Origin of the sequence: Paraburkholderia tropica (assembly GCF_014171495.1) — a bacterium.
In the GTDB taxonomy this organism is placed as follows: Bacteria; Pseudomonadota; Gammaproteobacteria; order Burkholderiales; family Burkholderiaceae; genus Paraburkholderia; species Paraburkholderia tropica.
The window spans coordinates 2,981,312-2,999,272 of the sequence record NZ_CP049134.1 but is presented as its reverse complement, the minus strand read 5'-3'; the positions used below and the strand labels follow the sequence as shown (position 1 = coordinate 2,999,272).

The 17,961-nt window shown below is 60.6% G+C and carries 12 protein-coding genes, 6 tRNA genes, 3 rRNA genes and 1 pseudogene; 13 read left to right on the top strand and 9 right to left on the bottom strand.

Annotation, left to right across the window (positions count from 1 at the left end; all coding sequences use genetic code 11):
• Positions 1–66 precede the first annotated feature (66 nt).
• Positions 67–1,164 carry a 4-hydroxyphenylpyruvate dioxygenase gene (gene hppD, locus G5S35_RS13605; RefSeq protein ID WP_065061100.1) on the bottom strand — a complete coding sequence of 366 codons (1,098 nt, stop codon included), beginning with the start codon at positions 1,162–1,164 and terminating at the stop codon, positions 67–69.
• Between the two features lie 141 nt (positions 1,165–1,305).
• Between hppD and G5S35_RS13600 the strand changes: the two genes are divergently transcribed.
• Entirely contained in the window at positions 1,306–1,800 is a 495-nt protein-coding gene (locus tag G5S35_RS13600; RefSeq protein WP_065061099.1) for an Lrp/AsnC family transcriptional regulator, read from the top strand.
• Between the two features lie 90 nt (positions 1,801–1,890).
• Here the strand turns inward: G5S35_RS13600 and G5S35_RS13595 are convergent, their stop codons facing one another.
• The 8 genes from G5S35_RS13595 to paaA form a co-directional block, all read right to left on the bottom strand.
• A complete protein-coding gene (locus G5S35_RS13595; protein WP_065061098.1) occupies positions 1,891–2,556 on the bottom strand; it encodes a GNAT family N-acetyltransferase in 666 nt (221 codons plus the stop codon).
• 253 nt (positions 2,557–2,809) lie between these two features.
• Positions 2,810–3,412, bottom strand: a complete 603-nt coding sequence (locus G5S35_RS13590) for a TetR/AcrR family transcriptional regulator (protein WP_065061097.1) — start codon at positions 3,410–3,412, stop codon at positions 2,810–2,812.
• A gap of 70 nt (positions 3,413–3,482) precedes the next feature.
• Positions 3,483–4,301 carry a DUF1835 domain-containing protein gene (locus tag G5S35_RS13585; protein WP_065061096.1) on the bottom strand — a complete coding sequence of 273 codons (819 nt, stop codon included), beginning with the start codon at positions 4,299–4,301 and terminating at the stop codon, positions 3,483–3,485.
• A 244-nt stretch (positions 4,302–4,545) separates the two neighbouring features.
• A complete protein-coding gene (paaE, locus tag G5S35_RS13580; protein ID WP_183038378.1) occupies positions 4,546–5,634 on the bottom strand; it encodes a 1,2-phenylacetyl-CoA epoxidase subunit PaaE in 1,089 nt (362 codons plus the stop codon).
• 1 nt (position 5,635) lies between these two features.
• The gene (gene paaD / locus G5S35_RS13575) at positions 5,636–6,166 is read right to left on the bottom strand and encodes a 1,2-phenylacetyl-CoA epoxidase subunit PaaD (RefSeq protein WP_231957608.1); all 531 of its coding nucleotides are present in this window, start codon (positions 6,164–6,166) and stop codon (positions 5,636–5,638) included.
• A gap of 28 nt (positions 6,167–6,194) precedes the next feature.
• Positions 6,195–7,001 (bottom strand): 1,2-phenylacetyl-CoA epoxidase subunit PaaC, encoded by an 807-nt coding sequence (paaC, locus tag G5S35_RS13570; RefSeq protein WP_074982728.1) that lies wholly within the window; start codon positions 6,999–7,001, stop codon positions 6,195–6,197.
• A gap of 10 nt (positions 7,002–7,011) precedes the next feature.
• Complete coding sequence (gene paaB, locus G5S35_RS13565; protein WP_373681629.1) at positions 7,012–7,329, bottom strand: 1,2-phenylacetyl-CoA epoxidase subunit PaaB; 318 nt, start codon at positions 7,327–7,329, stop codon at positions 7,012–7,014.
• Positions 7,330–7,343: 14 nt separating this feature from the next.
• On the bottom strand, positions 7,344–8,345 hold the full coding sequence (gene paaA / locus G5S35_RS13560; protein WP_074982726.1) for a 1,2-phenylacetyl-CoA epoxidase subunit PaaA: 1,002 nt from the start codon (positions 8,343–8,345) through the stop codon (positions 7,344–7,346).
• Positions 8,346–8,617: 272 nt separating this feature from the next.
• Between paaA and G5S35_RS13555 the strand changes: the two genes are divergently transcribed.
• From G5S35_RS13555 to secE, 12 genes and pseudogenes are all read left to right on the top strand, one after another.
• Positions 8,618–9,877, top strand: coding sequence for an SGNH/GDSL hydrolase family protein (locus G5S35_RS13555; RefSeq protein ID WP_183038377.1), 1,260 nt, complete (start codon positions 8,618–8,620; stop codon positions 9,875–9,877).
• Positions 9,878–10,356: 479 nt separating this feature from the next.
• Positions 10,357–11,889, top strand: a 16S ribosomal RNA gene (locus tag G5S35_RS13550).
• 65 nt (positions 11,890–11,954) lie between these two features.
• Positions 11,955–12,031 (top strand) — tRNA-Ile (locus tag G5S35_RS13545).
• Between the two features lie 38 nt (positions 12,032–12,069).
• Positions 12,070–12,145, top strand: a tRNA-Ala gene (locus G5S35_RS13540).
• Between the two features lie 306 nt (positions 12,146–12,451).
• Positions 12,452–15,330, top strand: a 23S ribosomal RNA gene (locus G5S35_RS13535).
• A gap of 196 nt (positions 15,331–15,526) precedes the next feature.
• Positions 15,527–15,640: ribosomal RNA gene (gene rrf, locus G5S35_RS13530) — 5S ribosomal RNA — on the top strand.
• Together the 16S, 23S and 5S rRNA genes with 5 tRNA genes alongside form the textbook arrangement of a ribosomal RNA operon.
• 141 nt (positions 15,641–15,781) lie before the next feature.
• Positions 15,782–15,867: transfer RNA gene (locus G5S35_RS13525), tRNA-Tyr, on the top strand.
• A 51-nt stretch (positions 15,868–15,918) separates the two neighbouring features.
• Positions 15,919–15,992, top strand: a tRNA-Gly gene (locus G5S35_RS13520).
• Positions 15,993–16,024: 32 nt separating this feature from the next.
• Positions 16,025–16,099: transfer RNA gene (locus tag G5S35_RS13515), tRNA-Thr, on the top strand.
• 110 nt (positions 16,100–16,209) lie between these two features.
• Positions 16,210–17,400, top strand: a complete 1,191-nt coding sequence (gene tuf / locus G5S35_RS13510; RefSeq protein ID WP_011350666.1) for an elongation factor Tu — start codon at positions 16,210–16,212, stop codon at positions 17,398–17,400.
• 68 nt (positions 17,401–17,468) lie between these two features.
• A tRNA-Trp gene (locus G5S35_RS13505) sits at positions 17,469–17,544 on the top strand.
• A 37-nt stretch (positions 17,545–17,581) separates the two neighbouring features.
• Positions 17,582–17,961: pseudogene (gene secE, locus G5S35_RS13500) on the top strand (preprotein translocase subunit SecE).

The window sequence follows — 17,961 nt, the reverse complement described above, 5'->3', positions numbered from 1 at the left end:
AAAAGGGCGAAGATCGTGTGATCTCCGCCCTTTTTGCTTTTCTTCCGCTTGATATTCCGACGACGCTTACGCCTTGTCCTGCACGACGCCGCGGCGGATCTGGTCGAGTTCGATCGATTCGAACAGCGCCTTGAAGTTGCCTTCGCCGAAGCCCTGATTGCCCTTGCGCTGGATGATCTCGAAGAAGATCGGGCCGATCTGGTTCTCCGTGAAGATTTGCAGCAGCAGGTCCTCGGGCGCGCCGTCGATCAGGATCTTGCGCTTTTTCAGCTCGTCGAGCGGCTCGGTGTGGCCCGGAATGCGGCGGTTCACCAGTTCGTAATACGTGTCGACGGTGTCGAGCAGCGCGATATTCGAGGCGCGCAGGCCATCCACCGTGCGGTAGATGTCGCTCGTGCCGAGCGCGATGTGCTGAATGCCTTCGCCGTGATACGCGTCCAGATATTCCTGGATCTGACCGGCCGTCTCGCCGCCTTCCTCGTTGATCGGAATACGAATCTTGCCGCACGGCGAGGTCATCGCCTTCGACTTCACGCCCGTCACCTTGCCTTCGATGTCGAAGTAGCGGATTTCGCGGAAGTTGAAGAGGCGTTCGTAGAACTCGGCCCACTCGGCCATGCGGCCGCGATGCACGTTGTGCGTGAGATGGTCGATGTAGGTGAGGCCGTGGCCGACCGGATTCTGTTCGGCGCCCTCGATCGGCACGAAGTCGACGTCATAGATGCCGATGTCGCCAATGCTGCCCGGCTGCGCGCCGTTCTTGCCGCGCCAGCGGTCGACGAAATAGATCAGCGAGTCGCCGATGCCCTTGATGGCCGGAATGTTCAGCTCCATCGGGCCGGTCTTGTTGTCGAAGCCCCATGCGCCCAGTTCGAGCGCACGCTGGTAGGCCTTGGCGGCGTCCTGCACACGAAACGCGATTGCGCAGATCGACGGGCCGTGCAGGCGGGCGAAGCGCTGCGCGAACGAATCGGGCTCGCCGTTGACGATGAAGTTGATCTCACCCTGGCGATAAAGCGTCACGTCCTTGTGGCGGTGGCGCGCGACGGCAGTGAAGCCCATGCGCTCGAACAGCTTGCCGAGCGCCTTGGGATCGGGGGCGGTGTATTCGATGAACTCGAAGCCGTCGGTGCCGACGGGATTTTCCCAGGTGGGGACCTGCATGGTTGTCTCCTGCGTTGATCAAGATCATTGATTGGTGCAGGCAGTCTAGCTGTCCAATATGGGAGAAAACTTGCGATCTTGGTCGTAGTTTTCACAATCTGGGCTATAAAATGCTTTCTATACTTCACCGAGTGGCAGAAAATGGCTGACATCGAATTGGACGCAATCGACCGTCGCATTCTCGCGATTCTTCAGGATAATGGCCGGCTCTCGAATCAGGAGATCGCGGAGCGGGTGAATCTCTCGCCGAGTCCGTGTCTGCGACGCATCCGGCGGCTCGAAGAGAGCGGGGTGATCCGCGGGTATGTGGCGCTGCTCGACGCGCAAAAGCTGGGGCTCGACCTGCTGGCCTACGTGAATGTGCGGCTGGAGAAGCGCGGGCCGACGGCGTCGGGGCGCGAGGGCGTGACGCACGCCGAGCTGTTTCGCGCGGCCGTGCAGACGTGGCCCGAGGTGGTGGCGTGTCACGCCATGACGGGCGACATGGATTTTCTGCTACGCGTGCAGGTGGAGGACATGGCGCACTTCTCGCGCTTCGTGCAGGACCAGTTGCTGCACCATCCGTCGGTGATCGACGTGAAGTCGAGCTTTTCCCTGCAGACCTTCAAGGAAACGACCGCGCTGCCAATTCTATGAACGCCTTATCGGGCGCGCGGCGATAGACGTAAAAAAAGCGGCCGAAGCCGCTTTTTTATTTCGTGCTCATTCAACCCAGCCGGGCAGGAGTCACGCTGCCACGGCCTGCGGGAGGATCGTTTCGATCAGACGTGAGGCCTGACGCGCCTGGCGCTTGAGCGCGTAGTCGAACACGGCGGCCTGTTCCTGGAGCATTTCCGCGATGATGCTGCTCTGGTCGGCCGGTTCGAGCGAGAGATACGCGTCGGCTTCGCCGTAGGCGTATTCGATCTTCATACCCGACTTCTTCGCGATGTGCATCATCGTGGAGTTGCGCGACAGGCAGTGCATGTACAGCGTGGTGACGTGCGTGTTGCGGCTGCGGATGGCGGCGCGCTCGAACAGCTTCGAGCCGATGCCCTGGCCGCGCGCGCTTTCGCTGACCGACACGCCGAATTCGGCGGTGCGGCCGTTGCCGTCGGCGGGCAGATAGGCCAGATGGCCCGCGCCGACGAGTTGCAGCTGATGGTCGAACACGCCGAACACGGTGTCGCGCGTGAAGTCCAGACCGCGCACATAGTTCTCGATCACATGGTCCGGCGCGGCCTGGCCGAAGCGCAGCAGGCGGTCGTCGGTGCCGAGCGCGAGAAAGTGGCTCAGCAGGCGGTCGCGGTCGGCCGAGGTGAGCACGCGCACCATGACAGGCGAATGACCGGACGACAGCGTGCGGCCGGTCGGCAGGATCGGCGCGTGGGCTTGGGTCGAAAGCTTGTTCATGGTGGGTTCTCCTTAGAATCGGACTGCGGGCGCATGATGCGGCGCAAAACGGATTCTAGCGGAAACCCTGGGGTGGGGCTAGGGAAAACCCGGATTACAGATTTGAGTGTTGCGCCTAATTAAGAAAATAGACGCTCCAACTCATTGATTTTTATGGGATATGTGCGGCGAATACGTTGACGCGTCAACTGTTGTGACTACACATCATGTTGCGCAGCAGCAATATTGCCGATTATCCGCTTCGTTTTAAGGGTCAGGCCGACTGCAGTCCGTGATCGACCACGGCGATCACCTGCTCGGCGAAATCTCGGTAGCCCATGCGGCCGCCGGGCTTCAACCAGGTGAAAGTCCAGTTGATCATGCCGAACACCATCATGGTGAGCGCGGTCTGGTTGTCGGCTGTCACGCGGCCCGGATAGGCGCGCGCGAGCTGGCGCGTGAAGGCGGCGACCACGTCGCGCTGGCGGTTCAGGATGATCTCGCGCTGCGCGTCCACCAGATATTTGACGTCGTTGAGCAGCGCCACATGGCGGCTGTGCGAGGTCTCGTACTCCACGAGAAACGCGCGGATCAACTCGGCGAAGCTCTCGCGCTCGTCGAGGTTGCGGCGCTGGCTCGCGCCTTCCACCTCGGCGATGATCAGCATCAGCCGCTTCGTGTAGCGGTCGAGCAGATCGAAGAGGATCGCTTCCTTGCTCTCGTAGTAGTGATAGAGGCGGGCTTTGGACGTGCCGCTGGCGGCCGCGAGATCGGACATCGACGTGCTCGGATAGCTCGTCTGCGCGAATTTGGCCGCGGCGAGTTCGAGAATCTGGTCGCGCTGGGTTTCGTGGTCGGGCGCTCGGGTGCGTGCCATGTTGGGGATCGGCGGAGATCGGCGAGGATCGGCGGAGTTGGAGAGGGCGGGGGGCGAGAGATCGGCGGATTCAGCGAGAAAGCGACAGGTGCGCGGCGGTGTGCGGCAGCACCGGGCGCGTCGAGCGCGCGTTGGCGCCTTCGGCGGGCGCGGCGCAGCGGTCGTCGCGCAGATGCAGTTCGCCCGCGCCGGCCAGCTCGCGCAGACGCCATAGCACGATCGGTTCGGCCACCGCGAAGCCCGCGCCGCGCGTGAGCGCCGCGCCGAGCGTATCGCAGGCGAGCCACGGTGCGCTCGACGGACACTGCGCGTTCAGGGTGTCGAGGATCAGCGCGTCGAGATCGGCCCAGGCGCCGCTGGTGAACGTGTTGTCGCGCCAGCGGCGCGTTTCGCCGTTCGCGAACTTCGCTTCCTGCCATTCGAGCGCGAGGCGCGTGATGCGCAGCACCGAGATCGGCGCCGCGTCGGGCAGGCGCGCGCGCAGGCGTTCGGCGGCGTGTTCCGGCGTACCGGCGAGGTCGTCGGCGGCGAGGCGCACTTCGTTCAGGCGTTGCGGTGCGCAGCGCAGCCGGTAGCAGACGCGGCGCAGCGTGAGCTGATCGGCGGCGTCGTGCGTGTGCCAGATCACCACGTGGGCGTCGTCGGCTTCGACGGCGGCGAGCGCCGCGCAGTCGTGCTGCGCGAGCGCGTCCGGCATGTCGCCGAGGCGCTGCCAGAACGCCGCGCGTTGTGCCGCGCCGGGATTGCCGCTCGCGTCGATGTCGCGCAGCGGGCCGACCGTGAGGTCGTCGTTCAGTGCGATCACGCGCCCGGCCGGGTCCGCCGCGTCGAGAGCCTGTCGCAGTGCGGCCGCCGCCGGCTCGCCATGAATGAGGTGGATCGTGGTCATCGACAACTCGTTGCGCTCGCCATGAACGCCATAAACGCCAGCAAGCGCGCTAGAGACAAAAGGGACCGCCCGCGCGGCGCAGCGAAGTGCGCCTGGCGCGGGCGGCCCCTAGTGTAAGCGGATCGCCTGAGGGCCGAAAGCGTGCTGTTGCTCTAGAGCGGATATGTCACCGCGAATTTCCGTTTCTGCGCATTCGGGCCCTTAATTTCACGTTCATGTGGCGTGTGCGTCGGGACTGCGGCGTTCAACGCTCGTCGAAGCTCACCACCACGCGCTCGCTGACAGGATGGCATTGGCAGGTGAGCACGAAGCCGTCCTTCACTTCCTGCTCTTCGAGCGTGTAGTTCTTGTCCATCTTCACTTCGCCTTCGAGCACGCGGGCGCGGCAGGTGCAGCACACGCCGCCCTTGCATGCATACGGCAGCGCAAGCCCGGCTTTCAGGCCGACGTCGAGCAGGCTCACGCCCTCATAGGGCAGACGCAGCTTGCGCTTCTTGCCGTCGATAACGATTTCCAGCTCGGCGGCCGGCGTATCCGCGGTGATTTCGACCGGCGTCACGCCCGCTTGCGGCAGCGGCGAGCCGAAACGTTCGACGTGGACATTCGGCTTGGGCACGCCCGCGACCGAGAGCGCGGCTTCGGCGGCGTCCATCATCGGCGCGGGGCCGCAGATGAAGGCTTCGTCGATCTCGCCCGGCGGCAGCAGCGTGTCGAGGAACGCCGCGCACTTGGCCTGATCGAGCACGCCGTTGAACAGCTCGACGTCCTGCAGATCGTCCGACAGCACGTGGTAGAGGCGGAAGCGGTCCATGAAGCGGTTCTTCAGGTCCTCAAGCTCCTCCGCGAACATGATCTGGTCGACGCTGCGGTTGCCGTAGACCAGCGTGAACGCGCTGCGCGGCTCCGTTTCGAGCGTCGTCTTGACGATCGCGAGCACCGGCGTGATGCCCGAGCCACCCGAGAACGCCACGTAATGCTTGCCGTGATCGGCGTTCAGGTGCGTGAAGAAGCGGCCGTCGGGCGTCATCACATCGATTTCGTGGCCCGGCGCGAGCTGATCGAAGGCGAAGTTCGAGAAACGCCCGCCGCGCACGCGCTTGATGCCGATGCGCAGTTCGCCGTCGCGGTCGTAGTCGGTCACGCCGACGCAGATCGAGTACGAGCGGCGCGTTTCCTCGCCTCCGATATGGGTCTTGAGCGTGACGAACTGTCCTTGCGTGAAACGGTAGGCGTCGCGCAGCTCGGGCGGCACTTCGAATGCAACGGAGACCGCGTCCGCGGTTTCGGGACGTACTTCGCGGATGCGCAGCGAATGGAATTGCGGGGTGGCCATATCAGTACGGTTTGAAGTAGTCGAAGGGTTCGCGGCAATCGAGGCAGCGGTACAGCGCCTTGCACGCGGTCGAGCCGAATTGCGCGAGGCGCTCGGTGTGCTTCGAGCCGCAGCGCGGGCAGACGGGCGCGGGCAGTTTCGGCATGAAAGTGATCGGCTTTTCGTCCGGACCTGACGCCGCGCCGCCGCCGCAGTTGCCCGTGGGCGGCGCGATGCCGTAGGCGCGCAGCTTCTCGCGCGCTTCGTCGGTGATCCAGTCGGTGGTCCAGGCGGGCGTCAGCGTCGTGGCGATGCGGTACGGCGCGATCTGCGCCGCGTCGAGCGCGTGCGCGACGTCCTCGGCGATCTGCGACATGGCCGGACAGCCCGAATAGGTCGGCGTGATGACCACTTCGAGCTGGCCGTCGTCGGCGCGTCGCACGTCGCGCAGAATGCCGAGTTCGCGGATCGACACCACCGGGATCTCCGGATCGGGCACCGCTTCGAGCGCGGCCCAGGCGCGTTCGAGCGCGCGGTCTGCCGTGGCTTGCATCGTCATCTCCCTGGAAGCGGGGCGCGGCTTACCAGCGCGCGTCCGGATGCTGGCGCGCGAGGCTCTGCATCTCGGCGAGCACGAAACCCATGTGCTCCGAGTGTTCGCCGAGCTTGCCGGTGCTCACGTGCTTGACCGGCGCGGGCGCGACGAGCGTGGCTTCGTCGAGCGCTGCTTGCACGTCGGCGCGCCACGCGGATTCGAACTGCGCGGTGAGCGGCGCGATGCCGGCTTCGGCCACGGCGGTTTCCACCGCATCCGTGCTGAAGAACTCGCGCGTGTACGGCATCAGCCAGTCGAGCGCGGCCTGGGCGCGGCGGTGCGATTCCTCGGTGCCGTCGCCGAAACGGATCAGCCATTCGCGCGCGTGATGCACGTGATAGCGCGTTTCCTTGATCGAACGCTCGGCGATGGCGGCCAGTTGCGGATCGGCGGAACGCAGCAGCGCGGTCCACAGATGCGCCATCAGCGACGCATAAAGGAAGTTGCGCACGATCGTCACGGCGTAGTCGTTGGCCGAATGCGTCGTGCCGGCGAGCGGCCCGAAGTGCGGCAGCTCGGCGAGCGTGTAGTTGGCGAACTCGCGCTCGGCGCGGAAATAGGCGTAGTCGTCCTCGGTGCGCTCGCGGCCGGTGAGCGCCTTGTCGAGCGTGGCGGCGTGCGTGTAGAGCAGGCGCGCCTGGCCGATCAGGTCGAGGCTCATGTTGGCGAGCGCGATGTCTTCTTCGAGGATCGGGCCGTGGCCGCACCATTCCGTGTTGCGCTGACCGAGGATCAGCGCGGTGTCGGCGAGGCGCAGCACGTACGCGAGGTGTTCTTGCGTGGGCGTCGTCATGGTCTCGCTCTTACATGTGGTTGACTTCGTCGGGCAGCGTGTAGAACGTCGGATGGCGATAGATCTTGTCGCCGGCCGGTTCGAACAGCTCGGCCTTTTCACTCGGGTCCGACGCCGTGATCGCCGCGGACGGCACCACCCAGATGCTCACGCCTTCCTGCCGGCGCGTGTAGACGTCGCGCGCCATGCGCAGCGCCATCGAGGCGTCGGCGGCGTGCAGGCTGCCGCAATGCTTGTGATCGAGCCCCTGCTTGCTGCGCACGAACACTTCCCAGATCGGCCATTCCTTGTTCATCTTGCTGTCTCCTTCGAGTCTCTGTTGGCTCATTCGCCGGGTTCGGGTCAGGCCGCGGCGCGGCTTTCGGCGCGCTGACGCTGCTTTTCGGCATGGGCGAGGGCGGCTTCGCGCACCCACGCGCCTTCGTTGTGCGCCTTCACGCGCGTGCCGAGGCGCTCGCGGTTGCACGGGCCGTCGCCGTTGACGACGCGCCAGAATTCTTCCCAGTCGATCGTGCCGTAGTCGTAGTGGCCGCGCGCCTCGTTCCATTTCAGGTCGGCGTCGGGCAACGTCACGCCGAGCACTTTGGCCTGCTCGACCGTGGCGTCGACGAACTTCTGGCGCAGATCGTCGTTCGTGATGCGCTTGATGCCCCATTTGGCCGACTGGTTGCTGTGGACCGAGTCGGCGTCGCTCGGGCCGAACATCATCAGCACCGGCCACCACCAGCGGTTCACGGCCTGCTGCACGAGTTCGCGCTGCGCCTCGGTGCCTTGCATCATCGCGAGCAGGGCGTCGAAACCCTGGCGCTGATGAAACGACTCTTCCTTGCAGATGCGGATCATGGCGCGCGCATACGGGCCGTAGGTGCAGCGGCACAGCGGGATCTGGTTCATGATCGCCGCGCCGTCGACCAGCCAGCCGATCACGCCGACGTCCGCCCAGGTGGGCGTCGGGTAGTTGAAGATGCTCGAATACTTGGCCTTGCCCGCGTGCAGGGCGTCGATCAGCTGGTCGCGCGAGACGCCGAGCGTTTCCGCCGCGCTATAGAGATAGAGGCCGTGGCCCGCCTCGTCCTGCACCTTGGCGAGCAGGATCGCCTTGCGCTTCAGACTCGGCGCGCGCGAAATCCAGTTGCCTTCCGGCAGCATGCCCACGACTTCCGAGTGCGCGTGCTGCGAGATCTGGCGCACCAGCGTCTTGCGGTAGGCATCGGGCATCCAGTCCTGCGGCTCGATCTTGCCGTCGGCGGCCATGATGGCGTCGAACCGGACTTGCTCGGGCGAGTCGGCGCCCGCGTCGAGCGGGGCGACATTGCCGGGAATGTCGAGGGATTGCGTGTACATGGAGACGCTCTCGCTGTATTGGGTATGGTGCGCAGTATAAACCAACCGACCGGTCGGTAAATGAATATTTTGAGCCTGGATAAAAGGGCGCGAAGTTGCGTGGATCGAGCAGAGGGACGCGACGTCGCGCTGCTTGAGTTGCAGGCGGGATCGGCGTGCGGTGCGCGGCGGGATGGGCGGTGTTTCGTCCGCCGGTTTTGTCAGGCGGATGGAAGGTTGCGCCGCGGAGCATGCGGCACAATGGGCGCTTTGCCAGCGCACTCGCTCCCCGGATGAAGATTTCCCTCGCACACTTTGCGGCCCGCGCCGCGTTTCTCGTCGCGCTCGGCGCCGCGGCGCCCGCCTTTGCCGAACAGCCGGCCAGCGGCCATTGGGTGACAAGCTGGGCGACCACGCTGCAGTCGATTCCCCAACGTAACGCGTTGCCGCCGCTGTATCGCGCACCGGACGTGGCGGGGCGCACCGTGCGGCAGATCGTGTATCCGACGCTCGGCGGCGAGGTGGCGCGTGTCCACATCAGCAATCTCTATGGCGCGACGCCGCTGATGATCGGCGCGATGGCGATCGCACCGTCTGCGGGCGGATCGGCGACCAGCGAAGCGCAAACGGCGCGGGTGACGTTCGGCGGGCGCGAGAGCGTATCGGTGCCACCGGGCGGGGAGCTCGACAGCGATCCGGCGCATATCGCGCTGAAGAGCGGCGCGCCGTATGCGATCAGCTCGTATATGGGGCCGCAGCAAACCGTGGTTGCATGGCACCGCGTGGCGAGCCAGGTGAACTATGTCTCGCGGCCGGGCAACCACGTGACGGACCCGTCGATCGGCGCATTCAACCAGCGTTTCACGCAGTATCTGTGGGTGACGGGGCTGGCGGTCGAGGCGCCGGGGGCGTCGACGGTTGCGGCGATCGGCGATTCGATCACCGACGGCATGCGCTCGTCGCTCAACGAAAACCGTCGCTGGCCGGATGCGCTGGCGCGCCGTCTCGCGCGCGAGTCGCGCGGCAATCTCGCTGTCATCGATATGGGTATCAGCGGTAATCGTCTGCTGAGCGATTCGCCCTGCTACGGTGAGGCGCTCGAGCGCCGCTTCGAACGCGATGCGCTGCGCCCGGGTGTGCGCACGGCGGTTTTGCTGATCGGCATTAACGACATCAACTTTCAGGCGATGCCGCCGCGCTCGGGTCTCGACTGCGATTTCCCGCACACGCGCGTGAACGCCGACGATCTGATCGCGGGCTACAAGCGTGTGATCGCAATGGCGCATGCGCGCGGCGTACGCATTCTCGGCGCGACGCTCACGCCGGCGGCGCTGCCGCCGGAGCGCGAGGCGATTCGCGCCAGGGCGAATCAGTGGATTCGCACGAGTGGCGCATTCGACGGCGTGGTGGACTTCGACGCGGCGCTGCGCGACCCGGCTGATCCGCTGCGTCTGCGCCGCGAATACGACAGCGGCGACCATATCCACCCGAGCGACGCGGGCTACGCGGTGATGGCCAATGCCGTGCCGCTGGCCGCGTTGGCAGGAAAGTAAGGAAATTTTCCGCCACCCCTTGCGCCTTACCTCAGGGGGCGCTAAGATTCGCCCCCTTCGCTGCACGCAACAAGCAACACGCCGCAGCGAAGCCCGCGACGAAACCAGCGGGTTCGCAGGATCAACAAGCTTTTAAACGGTAACGTAAAAAAAGATGTTGACGAAACGAAAAAGAGACTTCATAATCTCGTTTCTCTGCTGCTGACGCAGCAACGCAGCAAACGCCGGGTAGTAACAGCGCACTACGGTGCGGCAGTCGAACCGGGCAGTTTGCGCGACGCGATCTTTAAAAATTTACAGCCGATAAGTGTGGGCGCTTGATAGGTGATGCGACCTGGCGGGTTCTTCGGAGCCGGTCAGGAGAAGCAAAAGTATCAAGAGTCTCACACTAAAGTAAGTCAGGTTTTTGAAGCAATTCAGATACCTGTCAGCTTTGAGTGAGCGACCGGTTCGAAAGAACCGAAAACAGTAACAGGTTTAAACTGAAGAGTTTGATCCTGGCTCAGATTGAACGCTGGCGGCATGCCTTACACATGCAAGTCGAACGGCAGCACGGGTGCTTGCACCTGGTGGCGAGTGGCGAACGGGTGAGTAATACATCGGAACGTGTCCTGTAGTGGGGGATAGCCCGGCGAAAGCCGGATTAATACCGCATACGATCTACGGATGAAAGCGGGGGATCTTCGGACCTCGCGCTATAGGGGCGGCCGATGGCGGATTAGCTAGTTGGTGAGGTAAAGGCTCACCAAGGCGACGATCCGTAGCTGGTCTGAGAGGACGACCAGCCACACTGGGACTGAGACACGGCCCAGACTCCTACGGGAGGCAGCAGTGGGGAATTTTGGACAATGGGCGAAAGCCTGATCCAGCAATGCCGCGTGTGTGAAGAAGGCCTTCGGGTTGTAAAGCACTTTTGTCCGGAAAGAAATCCCTGGTCCTAATATGGCCGGGGGATGACGGTACCGGAAGAATAAGCACCGGCTAACTACGTGCCAGCAGCCGCGGTAATACGTAGGGTGCAAGCGTTAATCGGAATTACTGGGCGTAAAGCGTGCGCAGGCGGTGATGTAAGACCGATGTGAAATCCCCGGGCTCAACCTGGGAACTGCATTGGTGACTGCATCGCTTGAGTATGGCAGAGGGGGGTAGAATTCCACGTGTAGCAGTGAAATGCGTAGAGATGTGGAGGAATACCGATGGCGAAGGCAGCCCCCTGGGTCAATACTGACGCTCATGCACGAAAGCGTGGGGAGCAAACAGGATTAGATACCCTGGTAGTCCACGCCCTAAACGATGTCAACTGGTTGTCGGGTCTTCATTGACTTGGTAACGTAGCTAACGCGTGAAGTTGACCGCCTGGGGAGTACGGTCGCAAGATTAAAACTCAAAGGAATTGACGGGGACCCGCACAAGCGGTGGATGATGTGGATTAATTCGATGCAACGCGAAAAACCTTACCTACCCTTGACATGTACGGAATTCCGCTGAGAGGTGGAAGTGCCCGAAAGGGAGCCGTAACACAGGTGCTGCATGGCTGTCGTCAGCTCGTGTCGTGAGATGTTGGGTTAAGTCCCGCAACGAGCGCAACCCTTGTCCCTAGTTGCTACGCAAGAGCACTCCAGGGAGACTGCCGGTGACAAACCGGAGGAAGGTGGGGATGACGTCAAGTCCTCATGGCCCTTATGGGTAGGGCTTCACACGTCATACAATGGTCGGAACAGAGGGTTGCCAAGCCGCGAGGTGGAGCCAATCCCAGAAAACCGATCGTAGTCCGGATCGCAGTCTGCAACTCGACTGCGTGAAGCTGGAATCGCTAGTAATCGCGGATCAGCATGCCGCGGTGAATACGTTCCCGGGTCTTGTACACACCGCCCGTCACACCATGGGAGTGGGTTTTGCCAGAAGTGGCTAGTCTAACCGCAAGGAGGACGGTCACCACGGCAGGATTCATGACTGGGGTGAAGTCGTAACAAGGTAGCCGTATCGGAAGGTGCGGCTGGATCACCTCCTTTCCAGAGCTCACGCACTCGCGTATCAAAGCGCTCACACTTGTCGGCTGTAATAAAGACAGACTCAGGGGTCTGTAGCTCAGTCGGTTAGAGCACCGTCTTGATAAGGCGGGGGTCGATGGTTCGAATCCATCCAGACCCACCAACTGGTCTGACGGGCAGTTCCCTGAAGTATGCATGACTGGGGGATTAGCTCAGCTGGGAGAGCACCTGCTTTGCAAGCAGGGGGTCGTCGGTTCGATCCCGTCATCCTCCACCAATCCTCAATGCCTAGTGTCCGGTGAAACACAAACCGGGTATTACGCATTGGCGATTGAGCCAGTCAGAGCGATGTGAGTAAAACCATGTCGGCTGTCGTTCTTTAACAATCAGGAAGAAGTAGTAAAGAGATTCATCTGAAAGCACTTAGAGATGGGTGCGAGTAGGTGAATCAGGGTTGTGATTGTATCAATGTATTTTTAAGTGATCGAAAGATTGCCTTGAAATACGGCGCAACACGAATACTCAACCTGTAGCGAGTGGATTGAGTGGTTCCTCCGGGGATCATGAGACACACCCGTTATAGGGTCAAGCGAACAAGTGCATGTGGTGGATGCCTTGGCGATCACAGGCGATGAAGGACGCGGTAGCCTGCGAAAAGCGGTGGGGAGCTGGCAAACAAGCTTTGATCCACCGATATCCGAATGGGGAAACCCACTCCGTATGGAGTATCCATGACTGAATACATAGGTCATGCGAAGCGAACGCGGCGAACTGAAACATCTAAGTAGCCGCAGGAAAAGAAATCAACCGAGATTCCCAAAGTAGTGGCGAGCGAAATGGGATCAGCCTGTACTCTTTATCTTCGTTGTTAGCCAAACGCTCTGGAAAGTGCGGCCATAGTGGGTGATAGCCCCGTAGGCGAAAACAGCGAGGAAGAACTAGGTGTACGACAAGTAGGGCGGGACACGTGAAATCCTGTCTGAAGATGGGGGGACCATCCTCCAAGGCTAAATACTCGTGATCGACCGATAGTGAACCAGTACCGTGAGGGAAAGGCGAAAAGAACCCCGGGAGGGGAGTGAAATAGATCCTGAAACCGCATGCATACAAACAGTCGGAGCCTCGCAAGGGGTGACGGCGTACCTTTTGTATAATGGGTCAGCGACTTACATTCAGTGGCAAGCTTAACCGAATAGGGCAGGCGTAGCGAAAGCGAGTCCGAACAGGGCGTTCAGTCGCTGGGTGTAGACCCGAAACCAGGTGATCTATCCATGGCCAGGTTGAAGGCACGGTAACACGTGCTGGAGGACCGAACCCACTAACGTTGAAAAGTTAGGGGATGAGCTGTGGATAGGGGTGAAAGGCTAAACAAACCTGGAAATAGCTGGTTCTCTCCGAAAACTATTTAGGTAGTGCCTCGTGTATCACCTTCGGGGTAGAGCACTGTCATGGTTGATGGGTCCATTGCGGATTACGTCGCCATAGCAAACTCCGAATACCGAAGAGTGCAATCACGGGAGACAGACATCGGGTGCTAACGTCCGGTGTCAAGAGGGAAACAACCCAGACCGCCAGCTAAGGTCCCCAAATATGGCTAAGTGGGAAACGAAGTGGGAAGGCTAAAACAGTCAGGAGGTTGGCTTAGAAGCAGCCACCCTTTAAAGAAAGCGTAATAGCTCACTGATCGAGTCGTCCTGCGCGGAAGATGTAACGGGGCTAAGCCATATACCGAAGCTGCGGATGCACATTTATGTGCATGGTAGGAGAGCGTTCTGTAAGCCTGCGAAGGTGCGTTGAAAAGCGTGCTGGAGGTATCAGAAGTGCGAATGCTGACATGAGTAGCGATAAAGGGGGTGAAAGGCCCCCTCGCCGTAAGCCCAAGGTTTCCTACGCAACGTTCATCGGCGTAGGGTGAGTCGGCCCCTAAGGCGAGGCAGAAATGCGTAGCTGATGGGAAGCAGGTCAATATTCCTGCACCATTGTTGAATGCGATGGGGGGACGGATCGCGGAAGGTTGTCCGGGTGTTGGAAGTCCCGGTCCTTGCATTGGAGAAGGCGCTTTGGCAAATCCGGGCGCGGAATTCAAGGGTGCGAGGCCATGCTCTTCGGAGCAGAAGCAACTGGAAGTGGTTCCAAGAAAAGCCTCTAAGCTTCAGTTCAACAGTGACCGTACCGCAAACCGACACAGGTGGGCGAGATGAGTATTCTAAGGCGCTTGAGAGAACTCGGGAGAAGGAACTCGGCAAATTGGTACCGTAACTTCGGGATAAGGTACGCCCTTGTAGCTTGACTGGCCTGCGCCAGGAGGGTGAAGGGGTTGCAATAAACTGGTGGCTGCGACTGTTTAATAAAAACACAGCACTCTGCAAACACGAAAGTGGACGTATAGGGTGTGACGCCTGCCCGGTGCCGGAAGATTAAATGATGGGGTGCAAGCTCTTGATTGAAGTCCCGGTAAACGGCGGCCGTAACTATAACGGTCCTAAGGTAGCGAAATTCCTTGTCGGGTAAGTTCCGACCTGCACGAATGGCGTAACGATGGCCACACTGTCTCCTCCCGAGACTCAGCGAAGTTGAAGTGTTTGTGATGATGCAATCTCCCCGCGGCTAGACGGAAAGACCCCATGAACCTTTACTGTAGCTTTGCATTGGACTTTGAACCGGTTTGTGTAGGATAGGTGGGAGGCTGTGAAGTGTGGACGCTAGTCTGCATGGAGCCGTCCTTGAAATACCACCCTGATCTGTTTGAGGTTCTAACCTTGGTCCGTAATCCGGATCGGGGACAGTGCATGGTAGGCAGTTTGACTGGGGCGGTCTCCTCCCAAAGGGTAACGGAGGAGTACGAAGGTACGCTAGGTACGGTCGGAAATCGTGCTGATAGTGCAATGGCATAAGCGTGCTTGACTGCGAGACTGACAAGTCGAGCAGGTGCGAAAGCAGGTCATAGTGATCCGGTGGTTCTGTATGGAAGGGCCATCGCTCAACGGATAAAAGGTACTCTGGGGATAACAGGCTGATACCGCCCAAGAGTTCATATCGACGGCGGTGTTTGGCACCTCGATGTCGGCTCATCTCATCCTGGGGCTGTAGCCGGTCCCAAGGGTATGGCTGTTCGCCATTTAAAGAGGTACGTGAGCTGGGTTTAAAACGTCGTGAGACAGTTTGGTCCCTATCTGCCGTGGGCGCTGGATATTTGAAGGGACCTGCTCCTAGTACGAGAGGACCGGAGTGGACGAACCTCTGGTGTACCGGTTGTCACGCCAGTGGCATCGCCGGGTAGCTATGTTCGGAAGAGATAACCGCTGAAAGCATCTAAGCGGGAAACTCGCCTTGAGATGAGATATCCCCGGGGCTTCGAGCCCCTTGAAGGGTCGTTCAAGACCAGGACGTTGATAGGTCAGGTGTGGAAGCGCAGTAATGCGTTAAGCTAACTGATACTAATTGCCCGTAAGGCTTGATCCTATAACAGGTGTGTTTTGCGATGATCGTTAGTGCTTCAGCACTTACGGGCATCCCACCCCCGCAGGGGGCAAAGCGCACGGTTGAGAGATCAGTGTTGTGCCGATATAAACAACACAACCCGAATTCAGTAAAAACTCTTTACGCTTCTTCCAGATTGGCTGTGGCGCCCCCAAAGGCGACGCAGCAACCCGTCATGCCTGATGACCATAGCGAGTCGGTCCCACCCCTTCCCATCCCGAACAGGACCGTGAAACGACTCTACGCCGATGATAGTGCGGATTGCCCGTGTGAAAGTAGGTAATCGTCAGGCTTCTTATTGCGAAACCCCGGCCCTAAAAAGCCGGGGTTTTTGCTTTTCCGCTCTCCCTATAAGTGAGAGCGTTGTGGGTTTGGCGCCGAACAAAGTGCTTGACACGATTCGGAACTTACCCCATAATCATCAGTTCTCTACGGAGGGGTGCCCGAGTGGTTAAAGGGGGCAGACTGTAAATCTGTTGGCTTACGCCTACGTTGGTTCGAATCCAACCTCCTCCACCAGAATTCAGCTGAAGTTAAGTGTCGGGAATCGGCAGTAGTCGGAAAAACTTCGCGGGTGTAGCTCAATGGTAGAGCAGAAGCCTTCCAAGCTTACGACGAGGGTTCGATTCCCTTCACCCGCTCCAGCGACGCAATAAAGCAGTTCAGAGCAGTTTTTGCCCATGTGGCTCAGTGGTAGAGCACTCCCTTGGTAAGGGAGAGGTCGGCAGTTCGATCCTGCCCATGGGCACCAGCCGGTATCTAGCAGGCCTCCAGAGGCCTCGCATCGAGCAGGCAGCAGCAACCCAGTGATTGTTTGCGCGCCCCGCGCAACGTACGGAAAAATCCTCTTAGGAGTCGAAAATGGCCAAGGGTAAGTTTGAGCGGACCAAGCCGCACGTGAACGTGGGCACGATCGGTCACGTTGACCACGGCAAGACCACGCTGACGGCAGCTATCACGACGGTTCTGACCAAGAAGTTCGGTGGCGAAGCCAAGGCGTACGACCAGATCGACGCGGCACCGGAAGAAAAGGCACGTGGTATTACCATCAACACCGCGCACGTCGAGTACGAAACGGCTAACCGCCACTACGCACACGTCGACTGCCCGGGCCACGCTGACTATGTGAAGAACATGATCACGGGCGCGGCACAGATGGACGGCGCGATCCTGGTTTGCTCGGCTGCTGACGGCCCGATGCCGCAAACGCGTGAGCACATCCTGCTGGCACGTCAGGTTGGCGTTCCGTACATCATCGTCTTCCTGAACAAGTGCGACATGGTCGACGACGCCGAGCTGCTCGAGCTGGTCGAAATGGAAGTGCGCGAACTTCTGTCGAAGTACGACTTCCCGGGCGACGACACGCCGATCGTCAAGGGTTCGGCCAAGCTGGCGCTGGAAGGCGACACGGGCGAGCTGGGTGAAGTGGCGATCATGAGCCTGGCCGACGCGCTGGACACGTACATCCCGACGCCGGAGCGTGCAGTTGACGGCGCGTTCCTGATGCCGGTGGAAGACGTGTTCTCGATCTCGGGTCGTGGCACGGTGGTGACGGGTCGCGTTGAGCGCGGCATCGTCAAGGTCGGCGAAGAAATCGAAATCGTCGGTATCAAGCCGACGGTGAAGACGACCTGCACGGGCGTGGAAATGTTCCGCAAGCTGCTCGATCAAGGTCAGGCAGGCGACAACGTCGGTATCCTGCTGCGCGGCACGAAGCGTGAAGACGTCGAGCGCGGCCAGGTTCTGGCCAAGCCGGGTTCGATCACGCCGCACACGCACTTCACGGCTGAAGTGTACGTGCTGAGCAAGGACGAAGGCGGCCGTCACACGCCGTTCTTCAACAACTACCGTCCGCAGTTCTACTTCCGTACGACGGACGTGACGGGCTCGATCGAGCTGCCGAAGGACAAGGAAATGGTCATGCCGGGCGACAACGTGTCGATCACGGTGAAGCTGATCGCTCCGATCGCGATGGAAGAAGGTCTGCGCTTCGCAATCCGCGAAGGTGGCCGTACCGTCGGCGCTGGCGTCGTCGCAAAGATCATCGAGTAAGTTTTTGCCAGTCTCGGTGATCGACTAAGTGGTTTCGGGGTGGTGGTTACCATCACCCCAAATGGTTTAGGGGTATAGCTCAACTGGCAGAGCGTCGGTCTCCAAAACCGAAGGTTGGGGGTTCGATTCCCTCTGCCCCTGCCAACTTTACGCGCTACGGCGCGTTGTTCTTTAAGGTGTTATGGCGAATCCTTCCGTCGAAACTGTAAATACTTCCAGCGACAAGCTGATGCTTGCAGCAGGTGTATTGTTGGTTGTGGCCGGGTTCGTAGGGTTCTACTGGCTCGGTAGCCAGGAGTGGTATGTCCGCGGTGCAGCGCTTGCAGTTGGCGTGATCGCGGGGGGGTAGTCGGTCTTCTCTCGGCGCCCGGCAAGAGCTTCATCGCGTTTGCCAAAGACTCGTACAAAGAAGTTCGCAAGGTCGTCTGGCCGACTCGTAAAGAGGCCACGCAAACGACGTTGGTGGTCTTCGGTTTTGTGCTGGTAATGGCCATCTTTCTGTGGGTTTGCGACAAATCCATCGAATGGGTGATTTTCTCGGCGATTCTGGGTTGGAAATGA